This window comes from Flaviaestuariibacter amylovorans (assembly GCF_039541815.1).
GTDB lineage: Bacteria > Bacteroidota > Bacteroidia > Chitinophagales > Chitinophagaceae > Flavisolibacter > Flavisolibacter amylovorans.
Window position 1 is genome coordinate 61,895 of sequence record NZ_BAABGY010000002.1, and the last position, 16,806, is coordinate 78,700.

Here is a 16,806-nt window from a genome sequence, read left to right on the forward strand (position 1 = left end):
GGAGGGGGATCGCAGATCTTTGATCTCAGATCTCAGATCTGTTGCTTACGCGCGTCGCGGGATTTCAGACTTGTGATTTTTGATTTCAGATTTGTTGCTGACGCACGCGGGAAGATCTCAGATTTCGGATTTCAGATTTGTTGCTGAGGCGTGCCAGGTATTGTCGCTGCTGATCGAGGAGAACCGGAAGCCACCGATCACAGATCTGAGATCACCAATCTGAGATCCCCAATCAGAGATCCATCACGAAGGCTCCCTGCTCATTTACGTCATGTACAGCAATGCGCCGGGCAGCGGCGGCTTCTTTCCAGAGCGCGGCTTTGTAGCGCGGTACCGAGCCATCAAGTACGAGCTGCCGGACGGTGCGTGCCGACAGGACGTCGGAGGGCACCAACCGCGGGCTGTGCGCCACGATCATCAGGTCTACAGCACCTGCCGGTACCCCGGCTGCCTCCGCGCCATTGAGCCGCCAGATCTTTTTGCCCCCGAAGGTGAATGCAGGACCCGGGTCGCCGGCGGCTGCCTCACTCCGATAAAGCACATGCGCCGGCTGCCGGTGAAAGCGGTACAGCTTCGGGTCGCGCACGGCGGCCGCGTCGCCGATAAAAAGGTGCTGCCGCCCTTCGAAAAGGTCCAGCGCGCTGTGCCGGCCCATCTTATACACGATAAGGCGACGCTGCTGCTGCGCCTCGATGAAGGAGGCCGACCGGATCGCCAGCACCAGCAGCCCGTAGAGCAGCAGTACCTGCGGCAGCGACAGGGAGATGCCGTCCCACACGGCCCCGGGCGTGCCGTTGAGGTGATCGATCCAGCTGTTGAGCAGGCGCATGGCGGCCGCCACTATGGTGCCGATGCCTGCCGCGAGCGCCGGCCACACGGAAGCGGCACACAGCGCGAGGAGTGCATACACCAGGAGTCCGGAAAGCGGCACGGCCAGCAGGTTGGCCAGCAAAAAGAGGATTGGGAACTGGTGAAAGTGAAACAAGCTAAGGGGCGTGGTGAGCACCTGTGCGGCCAGGGATACGGCGCACAGTTTCCAAAGGGTATCCAGCGCTTTGTTACGAAGGGGCAGCGCGCGGTAGATCGGCCCGTAGAAAAGCAGGATGCCGCCCACAGCCGTGAAGGAAAGCTGGAAGCCGAGGTCCCAGAGCAGAAACGGATTGAGCGCCAGCAGCAGGAGGGCGGCCAGGAGCAGGCTGTTCATCGACGCGCCTTCCCGCCCGATCAGCTGACCCAACGCCAGCAGCGTGAACATGACCGCCGAGCGGAGTACCGAGGCGCCGCCGCCCACGAGGCCGCTGAAGAGCCAGAGCCCCGCCACCACGAGCGTGAAGCGGAGCCATTTGCTTTTGCGCAGCGGGGTCGTGAGCCCAAGCAGTAGGGCGTATACGAGCGCGAGATGCATGCCGGAGATGGCGATGATGTGCACTACGCCGGTGTTGGTATACGCTTGCACGAGCTCGGGATCCAGGTCGGCCTTATAGCCGATGAGTAACGCTTCGGCAAGCCCCTGCTCGCGAGTGCCCGGAACGTAGCGCTTCAGTATTTCTACAATGCGTGCCTTCGCCGCAAAAAGGGCGCCTTGCAGTGCGGAGCCCTCGTTACCCTTCAGTACGGTCAGATCGTCACCCGAAAGGAACAACTGGTGGGTGATGCCCTGGAACAGGGTGTAGCGTGCATAGTCGAAGGCGCCCGGGTTGCCGCTGTTACGGATGGGCTCCAATGCCTTGCGCACGAGCACGCGGCTTCCGTAGCTAAGCGCGGGCGGCTGGCCTTCCTTGCGCAGGTAGAGCAGGGCCTTTCCGGTGGCAGCCTGCCAGCGGCCATCGGTATACCGCTGCGTGACCGTGACCTCGGCCTTCCAGGAGCCCGGCTTTTCTTCGGGCGGTGCCGCCAGGTACGCCACAACGGGGCCGCTGCCGCAGCCGATCCATTGTGGGTGCTTGCGCACGTCGTGCCCGTCGAGTGCGAGTGCGCCAAAGCCGAAGAGCAGCAGTTGCTGGCCGAGGCCCGAAAGAGCGCCGTAGCGATAGACATTTTGCAGCGAAAGGCGGGGCACCCCGAAGAGCAGCAAGGCCGCAAGGGCCAGTAGCAGGCACAGGGTCCAGCCCGGTGCGGGCAGGTACCATTGACACAGGATTCCGGTGGCGAAGGGCAGCAGGAGGCGTAAGGCCGGCCAGCGCTTCCAGGCGGGTAGGGTGAGGTTCCGCATGCCTAAAAGGTACGAAAAAAAAGAGGGCGATGAATCATCATCGCCCTCTGTGTTCATGCATAGGTTAGCTACGAACTAGCTCATTTCTGCTTACGTGAGTAGTAAGTATTTATATATGAAAAGCGATTACCATGCCAGTTTGCTACAGAGGCTCTTCCGTCTTGATAATCAACAGGTAAACGGCAGAGAGCAGTGCCGCGGCCACTGCAGCGCCAAAGGCGGCATCGGGCCCGTAGCCCGACCAGAGGGCGCCGGCGATAACAGAGGCGAAGAGTCCCCGGTACTTTGGGCCGAGCTGTAGAAGCCCAGCGCTGTGGCCGTATCGGTGGGTGCCAGCGAGGCAAGCCAGGCTTTGGCCACGCCTTCTGTTGCTGCGGCATAAAGCCCATAGAAGAAGAAGCCGATGAAGATCGGCAGTGGCGTATGTACCACCGCGAACAGCGCATATACGGCCGCAAAAAGCACAAGCCCGCCCGCCAGCACGCGGCGCGGCCCGATGCGGTCGGCAAGCGCGCCCATGGGATAGGCCGCCGCTGCGTACACAACGTTGTAGAAAATGTAAGCGCCGATCGTCAGGGCATCGGAGCCGGTGGCCTCGCGGGCGCGGAGCAGTAGAAATACGTCCGACGAGTTGAACAGCGCAAAGAACAACAGTCCGATCGACAGGCGCTTGTAGGTCGGATGCGCCATGCTCCAGTAGCGGAAATAGGAAAAGAAGTTGCCCTTGCGCAGCGTGGCGGCGGGCGCCGGCCGCTCGCGGAGGAAGAAGAGCAGCGCTACCGAAAGGAGCCCGGGGATAAAGGCAATCCAGAACAGCAGGGTATAGTTGCCCGGGCGCCACCAGAGCAGCAGGAGCGCTACACAGGGGCCGATGGCCGCGCCAAGCGTATCCATGGAGCGGTGAAAGCCGAATACGCGGGCTTTTGTCTGCGGCGTTGCGTTCTGGGCCAGCAGCGCATCACGGGCGGCGGTGCGGAGGCCTTTGCCCAAACGGTCGAGCGTGCGCACGAAGAAGACCCAGAGAGGGAGGGCCCAGAAACCCATCATCGGCTTCGAGAGTGCGCTGAGGAAATAGCCGCTCTTGATGAAGGGAAGGCGCTTGCCGGTTTCGTCGCTCCACTTGCCGAAATAGCCCTTTGTGAGGCCCGCCGTAAACCCGGCGATGCCTTCGAGCACGCCGATGAGGAACACCGAGAAGCCGATCTCGCGCAGGTACACCGGGATCACCGGGTAGAGCATCTCGCTCGCCACGTCGGCAAAAAGACTCACCAGCGAAAGCAGCAGCACCGTGCGGTTGATGATCTTCATGACCTTAAAGCTACGTGGAGTTCGCTTCGCTCACTTGTTTCACGCGGCGGCGCGGCGATGGGCGACGCGGCGTTTTTTTATTCATCATCGCCGCAAGCGGCTCGCATTTCCCGGGATACCACCGGGGTTTTCACGCGAAGACGCATGAATGATTTTGCCGTCGTTAGGTTTCGATGGTAATCAACATGCTCGCCATTGGTAACATGCCGGTGCGTTAAGAACGATCGCCGTGCCGCCGCGCCGTAGCGCCGCCGCGTGAACTGCATTCGTGAGCGGAGCGAACCTATGGCCGCTTATACGTCGGTGTAGCGATGTCGTGATAGAACAGGAAGGTCCATCCTTCGTTGTTGCCCTGTTCCCACCACTGCTGGCGCAGCTCGGAGGCGAGGTCGGCGTTGAAGTCGTACTTCGTTTTGTAGCGTGTTTTCATCTGCTTCAGCTGCGGGGCGTCGTCGCCGCCGAAGAAGATGGTCTCGTTCCCTTCCCTGATCCAGAACACCTGGTGGTGCTTCGAGTGCGCGCCCGTGTGCCGGTAGTGGATGTAGCCGTCGATGGTGCCCTCATCGTCTTTCAGGAACTCCACCTGGTGCGACCCTTCCAGTGCCTCGAGGTCGTCCTTGATGTAGGATAGGTTGTCGGGCGAAAGCGAGTAGTCGAGCTCGCGCTGCTGCACGTAGTAGGTGGCATTGGGCAGGCTCAGCCAGGCATTGTTGGGGCCGAAGGCTACGCCGCCCGCGTGGTCCTTGTGCAGGTGGCTCATCAGCACCTTCGTCACCTGCTGTGGCGCGAAGCCCGCCGCCTCGATGTTGCGGTGCAGTTGCAGCTCGCCTTCTATGCTGTAGCCCAGGCCGCAGTCCAGCAGCAGCAGGTCTTTCCCGGTGGCCACCAGGAAGGGCTGTATTTCTACAAGGATGGAACCCGTGGGCCGGTCGGTAAGCACATGCTGCTGTTCATCGAACGGCACGAACTGCTTCGTGCGGTCGATGGTAAACGAACCCTCGGAGAGAGGTATGATTGTCATGAGGGCAAAGGTAAGAGGGGGAGTACTTGAATAATAGAGTACATGAGTACTTGAATACGCGAGGGGAAAGGCAGAATGAAAAAAGGGAGGGTGCTTTCATCCCTCCCCTCGCGTATTCGGTTATTCATGTACTCAAGTACTCGCGTAATCTGCGCGCTAGCGCAGCACCATCTGCCGGTCGGCGTCGAGGCGGATGAGGATGAAGAGCAGCAGCGTAAAGGTGATGAGGGCCGTGCCGCCGTAGGAGATGAAGGGCAGCGGGATACCGATCACCGGGGCGAGGCCGATGGTCATACACACGTTCACGGCCATGTGGAAGAAGAACACCGAGGCCACGCCGTAGGCATACACGCGGCTGAAGGTGCTGCGCTGCCGCTCGGCGATGTGCACGAGGCGGAACAGCAGCAGCAGGTAGATCGTCAGCACCGTTACCGTGCCCACGAAGCCGAAGCCTTCTCCGATGGTGCAGAAAATAAAGTCGGTGCGCTGCTCGGGCACGAAGTCGAAGCGGGTCTGCGTGCCGCGCAGGAGTCCCTTGCCGAGCAGGCCACCGGAGCCGATGGCGATCTTCGACTGCTTCACATTATAGTCCACGGCGCCTTTTTTCTTGGTGTTCTCCGCGGTTCCTTCGCCGGTCTCGCCCTTCATATATTCGGCCGGTATGTCGCGGCCGATGGTGCTGTAGATGCGCTCCACCTGGTGCCGCTGCAGCACGTGCTTGAAGATGAAAGGAACGCCGAAGCGCTGGATGCCCACGCAAAGGCTCCAAAGCAGCACGATCTTGATGAGCAGCGTCCGGTCGCGCCGCACCTGCCGCCGCATGAGGTATACCACGAAAGCGGCGATGGCCGTGAGCACGAAGGCCAGCAGGTTCTTCTCCACGAGCAGCGTGGCCACCACCAGCACGGCCACGGCGGCACCCACTACGAGGATGGTGGCGGGCAGGCCCTCGCGGTACATCACGATGAAGAAGGCGAAGTAGACGAGCGCCAGGCCCGTCTCCTTCTGCAGGATCGACATGGCGGCCGGCAGCAGCGCGATCGCTGCGGCGATGAGCTGCGAGCGCGTGCGCATGAAATTCATGTCCACGCGCGAAAGGTACTTGGCGAGGGCGAGGCACACACACACCTTGCAGAACTCCGCCGGCTGAAACTGGAAACCGCCGAACCGGATGATCGACTCGGTGCCCTTCACCGAGGAGTGAAACGGAAACACGAGCAGCAGGAGACCGATGCCCATCGCATACCAGATATTGGCCGTGGCGGTAAAGAACTTCGAATCGGTGAGCAGGATGAAGGTGGCCAGCACGATCGAGATCCCGAAGAAATACAATTGCTTGCTGTAATCGGTCTTGAAGCTGAAGAACGACGACACCACCGGTTCGCCCTCTACGTAGGTGACGCCGAAGATAGCGGTGATGCCGATGCCGACGAGCAGAAGGTACAGCCAGATGAGAATCGGGTCCACGCCCTTGGAGATCGTTCCTTTACTCTTGCTCATCGGTGGCTTCTTCTCTGGTTTTGTTTACGTAATTGGCGCTGGGCGCTGTCGAGGATGGCCATGCCGTTGTTGACGCGCTCGGTGCTGTCGGCGGGGGCATTGGGATCGTTGGCGGCGCCGGGCAGCTGGCTGCGGCGGCGGAATTTCCGGATATACGACGTGTCTTTCGTGAGGCCGTAGTAGAACTCCGCGCGCGTGGAGTCGGCCAGGAACTGGAGGCGCGGCAGGTAGCTCGGCATCAGGTTGGCGGCGGCGATACGCTCCACTTCGGGCTTGCGCTCGGCGCGGAGCGAGTCGGTGAGGAACTGCTCCATCATGAGCGAGGCGATGGGCGCGGCCCACGTGGAGCCGAAGCCTGCGTTCTCCACGATCACCGCGATGGCGATCTTCGGGTTCTCGCGCGGCGCGAAGCAGGCGAAGAGCGAGTTGTCCTTCAGCTGGATGCGGCGGCGGTCGATGATGCGGAAGTTCTCGGCCGTACCGGTCTTTGCGCAGATGTTGATGCCGGGGATCTTGGCGCCGCGGGCGGTACCGATCTCCACAACGTCCTGCATGCCGGAGTGCACGATCTCGTACATCTCGTCGGAGATCTGCGTCAGCACCTCGTGGCGGGCGCGGAAGGGCGCCAGGATCGTGTCGGCCTTTGTCTCGTTGTCGATCTTTTTTACGAAGTGCGGCACGTAGTAGTAGCCCTTGTTGGCGATGATGCACATGGCGTTGGCCATCTGGATGGGCGTCACGGTCATCTCGCCCTGGCCGATGCCTAGCGATACGTTGGTGCAGGAGTTCCAGTAGCCTTTGTAGGTCTTGTTGTACCAGGCGGTGTCGGGGATGAGGCCCGGGTTCTCGCTCGGGAGGTCCACGCCGAGCTTGTGGCCGAGGCCGAAGGCGCTCTGGTACTCGCGCCATTTGGCATAGCCGGTTTTAGTGCTGCCGTATTTCGGGTTGTCGACCGACAGGCGGTACACGTGCGAGAAGTAGGAGTTGCAGGAGTAGGCGATGGCCTGGCGCAGGTTGCCCGAATGGCCCGACCATTTCTCGGTGCAGCCCACCGGGCGGCGGCAGCCGTAGTAGCGGCCGCTGCAGCCGATGCCGAAGGCGGGGGTGATGACGCCTTCGTCGAGGGCTACGAGGGCGCCGAGGGGCTTGTAGGTGGAGCCGGCGGGGTAGCGGCCGTTGATGGCGCGGTTGAGCAACGGGCCCGCCACGTCGAGCACCATCCGCGAATAGTTCTTTTTCTTGTCCCAGCCCGTAAGGTCGTTGGGGTTGTAGTTGGGCGCCGATACCATGGCGAGAATGCCGCCGGTCTTGGGTTCGATGGCCACGATAGCGCCGACCTTGCCTTTCATCAGCTTCTCGGCGAGTTGCTGCAGCTCGATGTCGATATAGGTGCGGAGGCCGCGGCCTGCTTCGGCGGCGGTGTCGAGGGCGCCGTTCTGGTAGGAGCCCTGGATGCGGTTCAGGTTGTCTTTAATGAGCATCTGCACGCCGCGTTGGCCCATCAGCACCCGCTCGTAGTAGGCTTCGAGCCCGGAGCGGCCCACGTAGTCGCCGGGGCGATAGAAGCCGCCGGAGCGGGCGATGATGCCGGAGTCGGCCTCACCCACGTAGCCGATGATATGGGCGCCGGCGTTGTAGGGGTAGAGGCGCACGGGGCGCTGCTGCAGGAAGAAGCCGGAGCTGAAGCGCCACATGTTCTCCTCGAGGCGGGCGTATTTCTCGGGGCTCAGGAGCTCTTCGAAGGCTGAGGGGCGGTTCTTGAATCCCTTGATGATGGCCGTGGTGATGCGCGTCTTGAATTCGGCGGTATCGATGCCCAGGAGGCGGCAGAGGTAGGCCGTGTCCACGCCCTTCACCTGCGCGGGCGTCACCATCAGGTCGTACATGAGGGTGTTGTTGAGGATGGGGCGGTCCTTACGGTCGAAGATGATGCCGCGGGGCGGGTAAACCGTTTTGCGGAGCACCGCGTTGTTGATCGCGGCGTCGTTTAGTTCATTCGAAAAAAGCTGCAGGTTCACGAGCTGCCCCACCATCACGAGGAACACCGCCAGGAAGATGAGCCGAACCACATAGCTGCGCGAGCCATTGAATACCGACATAGTAGTTGTGCGAAAGCCTTGTTTAAGAGAAACCTACGCTGAATATAGCGCGTTGCAAATTGCGTACAAAGTTGCATCTCGAAACGGCATTCTGCCGAAAAAATCTCAGATCTGTGATCTCGGATCTGGGATCTGTTTCCGGCCGGGCAGTTCTTGCGTTTGCAGACTTTTCCTGACTCCATCGAAGCGGCGGCCGCAAGCGGCCTTTTGCACGACGACACGACGGCACGACGGCGCAACGTTGCGTTATAGGCGGAAGCGCACTGTAGCAATTCTAAAGCTATCAAAAAGCGTCGTGCCGTCGTGCCATTGTGCCGTCGTGCTCCGGCGCCTAAGCGCCGCCTACCGCGCCCGCGCCGGCGGCAAAGGGTCTTAAAGTCCCGGAATCGATAGTTGAAGTGATAGCCGGCGTCAGCAATAAATCTGAAATCCGAGATCACACATCTGAGATCTTACGCAGTATTCGTGCGGTATTTCATCCGGCGCGGGAAGAGCAGCTCTGTAGTGAGGATCAGGAGCATGGAGATGGCCGTGGACGTGGCCGTTTTGATCAGGAAATCGAGGAAGGAGCCGAACTGCAGCCATACGAGCAGGCGCAGGTAGGTATGGTGCAGCAGGGTCAGGATGACGGCGTACACGAGGTAGGGGCCCCAGCCCATGCCCCGCGGCGAAGGCTCGTGGTAGGTGAACTCGGCGGCCTCCTTGGGAATGAGCAGGAAGATGATGAAGGGGCGCACATAGGCGATGAGCACGCAGGCAGCGGTGTGCAGGCCGGGGCTCATGGTGAAGTAGTCGAGCACGAGGCCGGTGGCGAAGCCCGTGAGCAGGAGGCCGAGGCGGTTGAGCGAAAAGGGCAGCCAGAGCAGGAACAGGAAATAGAGGTAGGGCACCACGTAGCGGTGCAGGTGCGGGATCTCGTTCAGCACGAACACCTGCACGGAGATGAAGAGGGCAAGGCGGAATATGTTCTTTACGAGGTCGCTCAACGGGGTCGGTTTTTGTTCATTTGGTCCATCTGCTTTTCCGTTTCCTGCTCCAGCTGCAGCTGCTCGGTACGCTGCAGGTTCTCGATCACGAACACCTGCTGGATGTTGGCGAAGTTCGCGGCCGTCTGCACCTTGATGGTATAGAAGCCGGTAGCCTTGTCGACGGCGAAGGCCGCCACGCGGCCAATGAGGAAGTTCGGCGGGTAGTTGTACGTGTTGGGGCTCGTGAGTACGGTGTCGCCGCGCTTCACGTCCACGTCCTTGGAAATGCCTTCGAGGTTCAGGAAGCGCGGGTCCTTCGTGTCCCAGCGCACGGTACCGGCCGAGCCGGTCTTTTTGAGGATGGCGGGCACGGCGCTCTTCGTGTGCAGGAGGCTCAGCACCTGGCTGAAGTTGGGGCTCGTGTTGATGACGATGCCCACCACGCCGCCGTCGGACGAAATGACGGCCATATCGTTCTGGATGCCCTGTGCCGACCCCCGGTTGAGCTGGATGTAGTTGTTCTCGGCGTTCACGGTGTGGTACACCACCTTGGCGTCGCGGTAGAGCCAGCGGCGGTAGCGGGTGAGCGAGTCCACCTGCACGGAGTCGGTACGCACCACGGCATTCGTGTCGGGCACGTTGAAATTGGGGCGCAGCAGGTTCAGCAGCGAGTCGTTCATCCGGTGCACGCGGCGGTTCTCCTCCAGCAGGTGAAAGTAGTCGTCGACCTTGTCCACCTGCTTGTTGATGGAGCCCGTGACCTCGGTGGCCACGCCCAGGAAGGCGGCGTTGTGGTACCGGTTGTAGGAAAACAGCATCCACAGGGCAACGAACTGCAGGGCCACGAAGGCCAGGAATACGAAGTGCCGGCGGATGAAAGCGAAGATGTTACGCAAGGGAGTTTAGTTGACTAGTTGCTTAGTCGATCAGTTGACAAGTCGGATCGTCGGCATATTTCAGACATATCAACTTATCAACTGGTCAACGGATCAACTATCTCATGACAAAAGGATAGCGCTCGTAGTTCTTCAGCGCGAGGCCGGTGCCGCGCACCACGCTCTTCAGCGGGTCGTCGGCCACGTGCACGGGCAGCTTGATCTTTTGGGAGAGGCGCTTGTCGAGGCCACGGAGCAGGGCGCCGCCGCCGGTGATGTAGATGCCGCGGCGGTAGATGTCGGCGGCGAGCTCGGGCGGGGTCTGCTCGAGGGCCTTCAGGATGGCTTCCTCGATCTTGAAGATGCTCTTGTCGAGGGCCTCGGCGATCTCCTGGAAGCCGACGTGGATCTGCTTGGGGATGCCGGTCACGAGGTCGCGGCCGTTCACGGGCAGGTCGTCGGGCGGGTTGTCGAGGTCCTTCATGGCGGCGCCGATCTGGATCTTGATCTGCTCGGCCGTGCGCTCCCCGATGAGGAGGGAGTGGTAGCGGCGGAGGGCTTCCATGATGTCGGCGGTGAATTCGTCGCCGGCGATGCGGATGCTCTGGTCGCACACGATGCCCGCGAGGGCGATCACCGTGATGCCGGTGGTGCCGCCGCCGATGTCGATGATCATGTTGCCGACGGGCTCTTCCACGTCGATGCCGATACCGAGGGCGGCGGCCATCGGCTCATGGATGAGGTATACTTCCTTGGCGCCGGCCTGCTCTGCGGAGTCGCGTACGGCGCGCTTTTCCACCTCGGTGATGGAGGAGGGGATGCAGATCATCATGCGCCAGGAAGGCGGGAAGAGGGGTTTCTTAGGGTAAACGAGCTTGATGAGCTCGCGGATCATGAGCTCCGCGGCGTTGAAGTCGGCGATCACACCGTCTTTCAGCGGGCGGATGGTCTTGATGCTTTCATGGGTCTTCTCGTGCATCATCAGGGCGCGCTTGCCTACGGCGAGCACTTCCTTGGGATTATTGCGGTTGAGCGCCACGATGGAGGGCTCATTCACTACCACTTCGTCGTTATGTATGATCAACGTATTTGCCGTGCCCAGATCGATCGCTATCTCCTGTGTGAACCAATTAAAAAGTCCCATGCTGCGCTATTGGATTTAAAGCTATAGAGTGCTTGCAAATTTGATGCAAATGTCTTTCCCGGCAAAAGTAACCGACAAAGGGGGATTAAGTATAAGTAAAAAGTCAAAAGTCAAAGGTTTAGGAGGTTTAGAAGGTTTAGAAGGTTGAGGAGGTTGCGTGCGCCAGCCAACCCTCTAAACCTTCTAAACCTCCTAAACTTTTATCAGGCCATAAACCCCAGCTTCCTTTCGACGGCCTTAGGCAGCTCCGGGAGCCGGCGGCGCTCGATGAGGAAGGAGGTGAGCTGGGCGATCTCTTTGAAGATGTAGTGCTTGTCGGCCGCGGCCTTGAGGTAGTCTTTGCCCGAGGAGCCGCCGGTGCCCACGCGGGTGCCGATCATGCGGTGCACCATGTTCATGTGGCGGTGGCGCCAGGTGGAAAGCTGCTCGTCGATCTCCAGCAGGCCGTTGAGGAGCTGGAAGGGGAGCTGCAGCAGCGGATAGCCGCGGTAAAGCATGATGAAGAGCGCGGCGCGGTTGGCGCGGGCGGAAAGGGTGTAGTGCGTCGATTCCTGCCGGCCGAACACCTCTTCGAAGTACCCGAGGTTGTCTTTTTCGGCTTCGGCAAGGGAGCCCGCGTACTGCTGCTGATAGGCGCTCCAGAAGTTGGGGGCGCCGTAGCGGGCCCCGTATTCTTCCCAGAGTTCCGGCTGGTCGAGGAAGGGAAAGCGCTCCAGCCAGGCGTTGACGAGCTGCAGGAAGGAGTGGCTGCCCTCTGCCGACTTGATGAGGTCCACGTGCTCGCCCCGGAGGAAGGCGGTGTAGTATTCCTGCCCGTGGCGGTGTTCGAACTTGAGGCCCAGCTTCGCTTCCAGCAGCTTGAACTGCCAGCTCTGGAAGCCCGAGGCCGGCCGGAGCAGGTCGCGGAAGTCGAGGAAGTCCATGGGCGTCATCGTCTCCAGGATGTCGATCTGCTGCACCAGCACCCGCAGGATGGTGGCCATCCGCTGGAGGCGGTGCACCACGGTCTGCAACTCGGGCGAGTTGTCCATGACCGCCGGCTGTGCCATGATCCCGACCAGCGAGTCGGCCTCCCAGTGCAGCTGCTTGAACCAGAGCTCGTAGGTCTGGTGGATGATGATGAACAGCATCTCGTCGTGGGCATCGGCGCCGTGCTTGTCGCTTTCGGGGGCCTGGGCCCCGAGGATCTTGTCGAGCTGAAGGTAATCGTGGTAGTGCACGGCAGTGGGGTCGCCGGAGGCAGCCGGTGTGGCGGAAGCGGGGTTGCTGCCGTGCCCGAAGGGGCAGCCGGCGGAGTCGTTGGCATTCATGGCAAGAAGGTTACCGCTGCAAGGTAACGGGATTCGCCGGCCCGGGAGCTGAGCCTTCTCAGGAAGGGGGAGGGAATATTGAATATCGAACAAGGAAAATCGAATGTCGAACAAGGGTTATCGAATAACGAACCCAGGCGCATCGGCCGTTGGCGCTTTTTACTTCATGGCCACTTGCTATCCCGGCCGCATCCGGGGCGTCTGCGTCAAAGGCCGCGCCCTCCCGCGCAAGGGATGCCCGCTCGGTAGCCCCCGGAGGGGGTGTCGGGTGAATCCCGCATCCCGGAGGGATGCTCGTTTCCCAGCCCGGCATGCAATGCCGGGCTCAAATGGCCGTAGATGCCGACGACAGCATGCCGGAGGCATGCGCGTTACCGACGAACGGTCAATCGTGTGATCATTCCGGCTCCTGGAAACCGAATCGTTCATCCCAAGGAATGCCTTCCTGATGGAGCAGCTCCCGTATCTCCTCACGCATGGTTTGCCTGCGGTGATGTTGCTCCTGGTTGCGGATATACCGGATGACGAGGTCGATCCGGGCAGGTTCTACAACGAATCCACCATAGCCGGTCTGCCAGGCGAACCGCTCCCGGGCGAGCCGGTGCTCGTTGATCCAGCGCGAGGTGTCGCGTTTCAGATGTTGCATTAACTGGGGGATGGTTTCGTTGATATTATAGCGAAACAACACATGGAGGTGATCCGGCATCGTATTGAGGGCCAGCACCTGGTGCCCGTGCTCATGAATGAGGCCGATGGCATATTGATGCAAACGATCCTTCCAGTCCGGCGTGATGAGTGCTGCGCGGTATTTGACAGCGTACACCATATGGAAATGAGCACGAATAAGGGTATCGGGCATGGTTGGCGGTTTGCATTGAAATTCGCACATCACCCGATGTTGCCCATGGGTTTTTCACCATCAAAACCTGTGTTTTTTCGGCGGTACGCTGGAGCAGCCTTCCCGATAACGCGCATGCCTCCGGCATGCTTTGCGCGGCCTCCGGCGCGATTTTCCCGGCATTGCATGCCGGGCTGGGAAACGAGCATCCCTCCGGGATGCGGGATTCACCCGACACCCCCGCGTCCGGTGGCTACTGGGCGGGCATTTCTTGCGCCGGCGGCGTAGCGTTTGGCGCAGACGCCCGGGATGCTTAGATGAACTCGTAGCCGATGTCTTTGCGGTAATACATGCCTTCGAAGGAGATGCCTTCCAGCGTCTGCTTCGATCCCGCAACGGCCTCGGCGAGGGTGGGAGCGAGGGTGGTGGCGCATAGCACGCGGCCACCGGCGGTGACGATGTGCCCGTCCCTTTCGGCAGTGCCGGCCTGGAACACCAACCCCTCCCCAACCCTCCCCGGGAGGGAGGGAGCTACACCCCTCTCCTTTGGAGAGGGGGCGGGGGTGAGGTCAAGTCCGTCGATGGCGAAGCCTTTCCCGAAGTCGCCCGGGTAGCCGCCGCTCACGGCCATGATGGTGGCCGCAGCGCGCGGGTCGACGCCCAGTGCGACCTCCGCGATACGTCCCTGGGCCGTGGCCAGGAGGGCTGCCGCCAGGTCGCCGCTCGTGCGGGGGAGCACCACTTCCGTTTCGGGGTCGCCCATGCGGCAGTTGTATTCGATCACGAAGGGGTCGTTCCCCACCTTGATGAGGCCGAAGAACACAAAGCCCTTATAGTCCAGGGCTTCCTGATGCAGCCCGTTCACGGTCGGCTCGATCACCCGCGTGCGCACGTTCTCCATAAACTCCGCGTCGGCAAAGGGTACGGGCGAAATGGCCCCCATGCCGCCGGTGTTGAGACCGGTGTCGGCCTCGCCCACCCGCTTGTAGTCCTTCGCCTCGGGCAGCAGCACGTAATCGGTACCATCGGTGAGCACAAACACGGAGAGCTCGATGCCGTCGAGGAACTCCTCCACCACCACCTTGGCCGAGGCGGCACCGAACTTGGATGCGCCGATCATGGCTTCGAGCTCGCGCTCGGCCTCCTCGTTGGTGGTGCAGATCAGTACGCCCTTGCCCGCGGCGAGGCCGTCGGCCTTCAGCACCACGGGGAGCGGGTGGCTGCGCACGTAGGCGAGGCCTTCGGCGAGGTTGTCTTTCGTGAACTCGCGGTAGCCGGCGGTGGGGATGCCGTGGCGGGCCATGAAGGCCTTGGCGTAGGCCTTTGAGCCTTCGAGCTGCGCGGCCTCGGCCGCCGGGCCGATGATAGCGAGGTTCGCAAGCGCCGGGTCAGCCTTCAGTGTGTCCACGATCCCTTTTACGAGCGGCTCCTCGGGGCCCACCACCAACAGGTCAATGGCGTGTTCCAGGCAGGCGGCCCGTACCGCCCCGAAGTCGGTGGCGGCAAGCGGCAGGTTGGTGCCGCATTGCGCGGTGCCGGGGTTGCCGGGGGCGATGAAGAGCTGTTCGCAAAGCGGGCTCTGGCGCAACTTCCAGGCGAAGGCATGCTCGCGGCCACCCGAGCCGAGGAGGAGGATGTTCATGCGGCAAAGAAAGGGAACAGACGAACAAGGAACAAGGAACAGGCGAACAAGGAAGCGGCGCGCCGCCCTGCAGGCCGGGCCGAATCGCGAAACGTCCTTCCCGCAGGTGCCGCCTGGCTCCCCGCAGCCGGTGGTGCCACCAAATGGAAAGGCCGCAGCCATTCCGGACTTTTGATTTCACGTACGGATCACCGGCCTGAAAGAAACGGCATCAAATGGAGCACCTGTCGAAATTTTACTATTTTAGGCAGCCTAATCAACCCTCTAAAACGTTCTTCAACCACCATTTCTTTATGAACATTCTACCGGAAGACCAGGCCCTGGCGGCGCAGAAAGGCCACCCCAAAGGCTTGTATGTATTGTTTGCTACCGAATTCTGGGAGCGCTTCAGCTACTACGGCATGCGCGCCATCTTCGTGCTCTTCATGACCGATAAGCTGCTCTTCGACAAAGCGTATGCGTCCAATATTTACGGATCTTATACAGGCCTCGTGTACCTCACCCCGCTCATCGGCGGCTACGTGGCCGACCGCTACTGGGGCAACCGCCGCTCCATCTTCGCCGGCGGCCTCATGATGGCGCTCGGGCAATTTATCCTCTTCTTCTGCGCCTCGGCCAGCGATAAGGGCGCCTCCGGCTTTACCACCACGCTGCTCTGGACCGGCCTTGCCTTCCTCATCTTCGGCAACGGCTTCTTCAAGCCCAATATCTCCACCATGGTGGGCCAGCTCTATCCTGAAACCTCCAACGCCAAGAAGGATTCCGCCTACACGCTTTTCTACATGGGCATCAACGCGGGCGCTTTCGTGGCCCCGCTCGTGTGCGGCTACCTCGGCGAGAACGTCGACTTCAAATGGGGCTTCCTCGCGGCCGGCATCGGCATGCTGATCTCGCTCGTGATCTTTTATTTTACCAAGGATAAATATGTGATCTCGCACACCGGCGAAGCACTGGGCGTTGCGCCCAACAAGTCGAAAGATACCTCGGTATCGGAAAGCGGGAAAACAGGGTTCAGCTCCACGCAGATGATCACCATCGTAGCGCTGATCGTGGCGGCCTTCTGTGCCCTGCACTTTGGGCTTGCCATCGACATCTGGGGCTCGGCCATCTATGCCATGACCCTCATCCTGCCCTTCGCCATCCTCACCGACCGCTCGCTCACCAAGGTCGAAAAAGACCGCCTCTGGGTGATCGTGATCATCATGCTTTTCGTGATCTTCTTCTGGATGTGCTTCGAGCAGGCCGGTGCCTCGCTCACCTTCTTTGCCGACGAGCAGACCGACCGCCGCGTGTTTGGCTGGGAGATGCCCGCCTCCTATTTCCAGAGCTTCAACGCCGGCTTCATCGTGCTGCTAGCCCCCATCTTCGCAGGCCTCTGGGGCCGCCTCGCCAAGCGCGGCGTGGAGCCCCCGGCGCCGATGAAGCAGGCCATCGGCCTCGGCCTCCTCGCTCTCGGCTTCCTGTACATCTCCTTCGGAACTACCGGCGACCCCGCCGTGAAAGTGAGCATCTGGTGGCTTACCGGCCTCTATTTCCTGCATACCGTGGGTGAGCTCTTCCTGAGCCCGATCGGCCTTTCGATGGTGAACAAGCTCACGCCCGGACGCTTCACGTCACTGATGATGGGCATCTGGTTCATGGCCATCGCCACCGGCAACAAGCTGGCAGGCACCATGAGCTCGCTGTATCCCGATCCGAAGGCCACCGGCCCGCGCCCCGTGTTCCTCGGCATCACCATCGACAACCTGCACACGTACTTCATGATCTTCGTTGGCTTTGCCGGCGTGGCCGCCATCATCCTGTTCCTGCTTTCGTTCAAGCTTCGGAAGATGATGCACGGCGTCAAGTGACCCATCCCCCGGCCCCTTCCCAAGGGGAAAGGGTGACTC

Annotated in this window: 12 protein-coding genes; 1 reads left to right on the forward strand and 11 read right to left on the reverse strand. The window is 61.2% G+C overall.

Going from position 1 to position 16,806, the window contains the following annotated elements:
* Nucleotides 1–232: 232 nt before the first annotated feature.
* The 11 genes from ABD937_RS02650 to purD all read right to left on the reverse strand — a co-directional run bounded on the left by ABD937_RS02650 (nt 233) and on the right by purD (nt 14,917).
* Nucleotides 233–2,212: a ComEC/Rec2 family competence protein gene (locus ABD937_RS02650; protein ID WP_345253150.1), complete on the reverse strand. Its 1,980-nt coding sequence runs from the start codon at nt 2,210–2,212 to the stop codon at nt 233–235.
* A 168-nt stretch (nt 2,213–2,380) separates the two neighbouring features.
* On the reverse strand, nt 2,381–3,520 hold the full coding sequence (locus ABD937_RS02655; RefSeq protein WP_345253151.1) for an MFS transporter: 1,140 nt from the start codon (nt 3,518–3,520) through the stop codon (nt 2,381–2,383).
* Nucleotides 3,521–3,803: 283 nt separating this feature from the next.
* Nucleotides 3,804–4,541, reverse strand: coding sequence for an MBL fold metallo-hydrolase (locus tag ABD937_RS02660; protein WP_345253153.1), 738 nt, complete (start codon nt 4,539–4,541; stop codon nt 3,804–3,806).
* Between the two features lie 156 nt (nt 4,542–4,697).
* Entirely contained in the window at nt 4,698–6,041 is a 1,344-nt protein-coding gene (rodA, locus tag ABD937_RS02665) for a rod shape-determining protein RodA (RefSeq protein WP_345253154.1), read from the reverse strand.
* Complete coding sequence (gene mrdA, locus ABD937_RS02670; RefSeq protein WP_345253155.1) at nt 6,038–8,140, reverse strand: penicillin-binding protein 2; 2,103 nt, start codon at nt 8,138–8,140, stop codon at nt 6,038–6,040. Before mrdA ends, rodA begins: the two co-directional genes overlap by 4 nt.
* Before the next feature lie 452 nt (nt 8,141–8,592).
* Nucleotides 8,593–9,126 carry a rod shape-determining protein MreD gene (locus tag ABD937_RS02675; RefSeq protein ID WP_345253158.1) on the reverse strand — a complete coding sequence of 178 codons (534 nt, stop codon included), beginning with the start codon at nt 9,124–9,126 and terminating at the stop codon, nt 8,593–8,595.
* Nucleotides 9,123–10,004: a rod shape-determining protein MreC gene (gene mreC / locus ABD937_RS02680; RefSeq protein WP_345253160.1), complete on the reverse strand. Its 882-nt coding sequence runs from the start codon at nt 10,002–10,004 to the stop codon at nt 9,123–9,125. Before mreC ends, ABD937_RS02675 begins: the two co-directional genes overlap by 4 nt.
* A gap of 97 nt (nt 10,005–10,101) precedes the next feature.
* Entirely contained in the window at nt 10,102–11,127 is a 1,026-nt protein-coding gene (locus ABD937_RS02685; protein ID WP_345253162.1) for a rod shape-determining protein, read from the reverse strand.
* A 203-nt stretch (nt 11,128–11,330) separates the two neighbouring features.
* Nucleotides 11,331–12,437 (reverse strand): tryptophan 2,3-dioxygenase, encoded by a 1,107-nt coding sequence (locus ABD937_RS02690; protein ID WP_345253164.1) that lies wholly within the window; start codon nt 12,435–12,437, stop codon nt 11,331–11,333.
* A 397-nt stretch (nt 12,438–12,834) separates the two neighbouring features.
* Nucleotides 12,835–13,296: an IS200/IS605 family transposase gene (gene tnpA / locus ABD937_RS02695; RefSeq protein WP_345253165.1), complete on the reverse strand. Its 462-nt coding sequence runs from the start codon at nt 13,294–13,296 to the stop codon at nt 12,835–12,837.
* A 292-nt stretch (nt 13,297–13,588) separates the two neighbouring features.
* Complete coding sequence (purD, locus tag ABD937_RS02700; protein WP_345253167.1) at nt 13,589–14,917, reverse strand: phosphoribosylamine--glycine ligase; 1,329 nt, start codon at nt 14,915–14,917, stop codon at nt 13,589–13,591.
* 293 nt (nt 14,918–15,210) lie between these two features.
* Here purD and ABD937_RS02705 point away from each other — a divergent pair, with 293 nt between their 5' ends.
* Nucleotides 15,211–16,767 carry a peptide MFS transporter gene (locus tag ABD937_RS02705; protein WP_345253168.1) on the forward strand — a complete coding sequence of 519 codons (1,557 nt, stop codon included), beginning with the start codon at nt 15,211–15,213 and terminating at the stop codon, nt 16,765–16,767.
* The last annotated feature ends 39 nt before the right edge of the window (nt 16,768–16,806 follow it).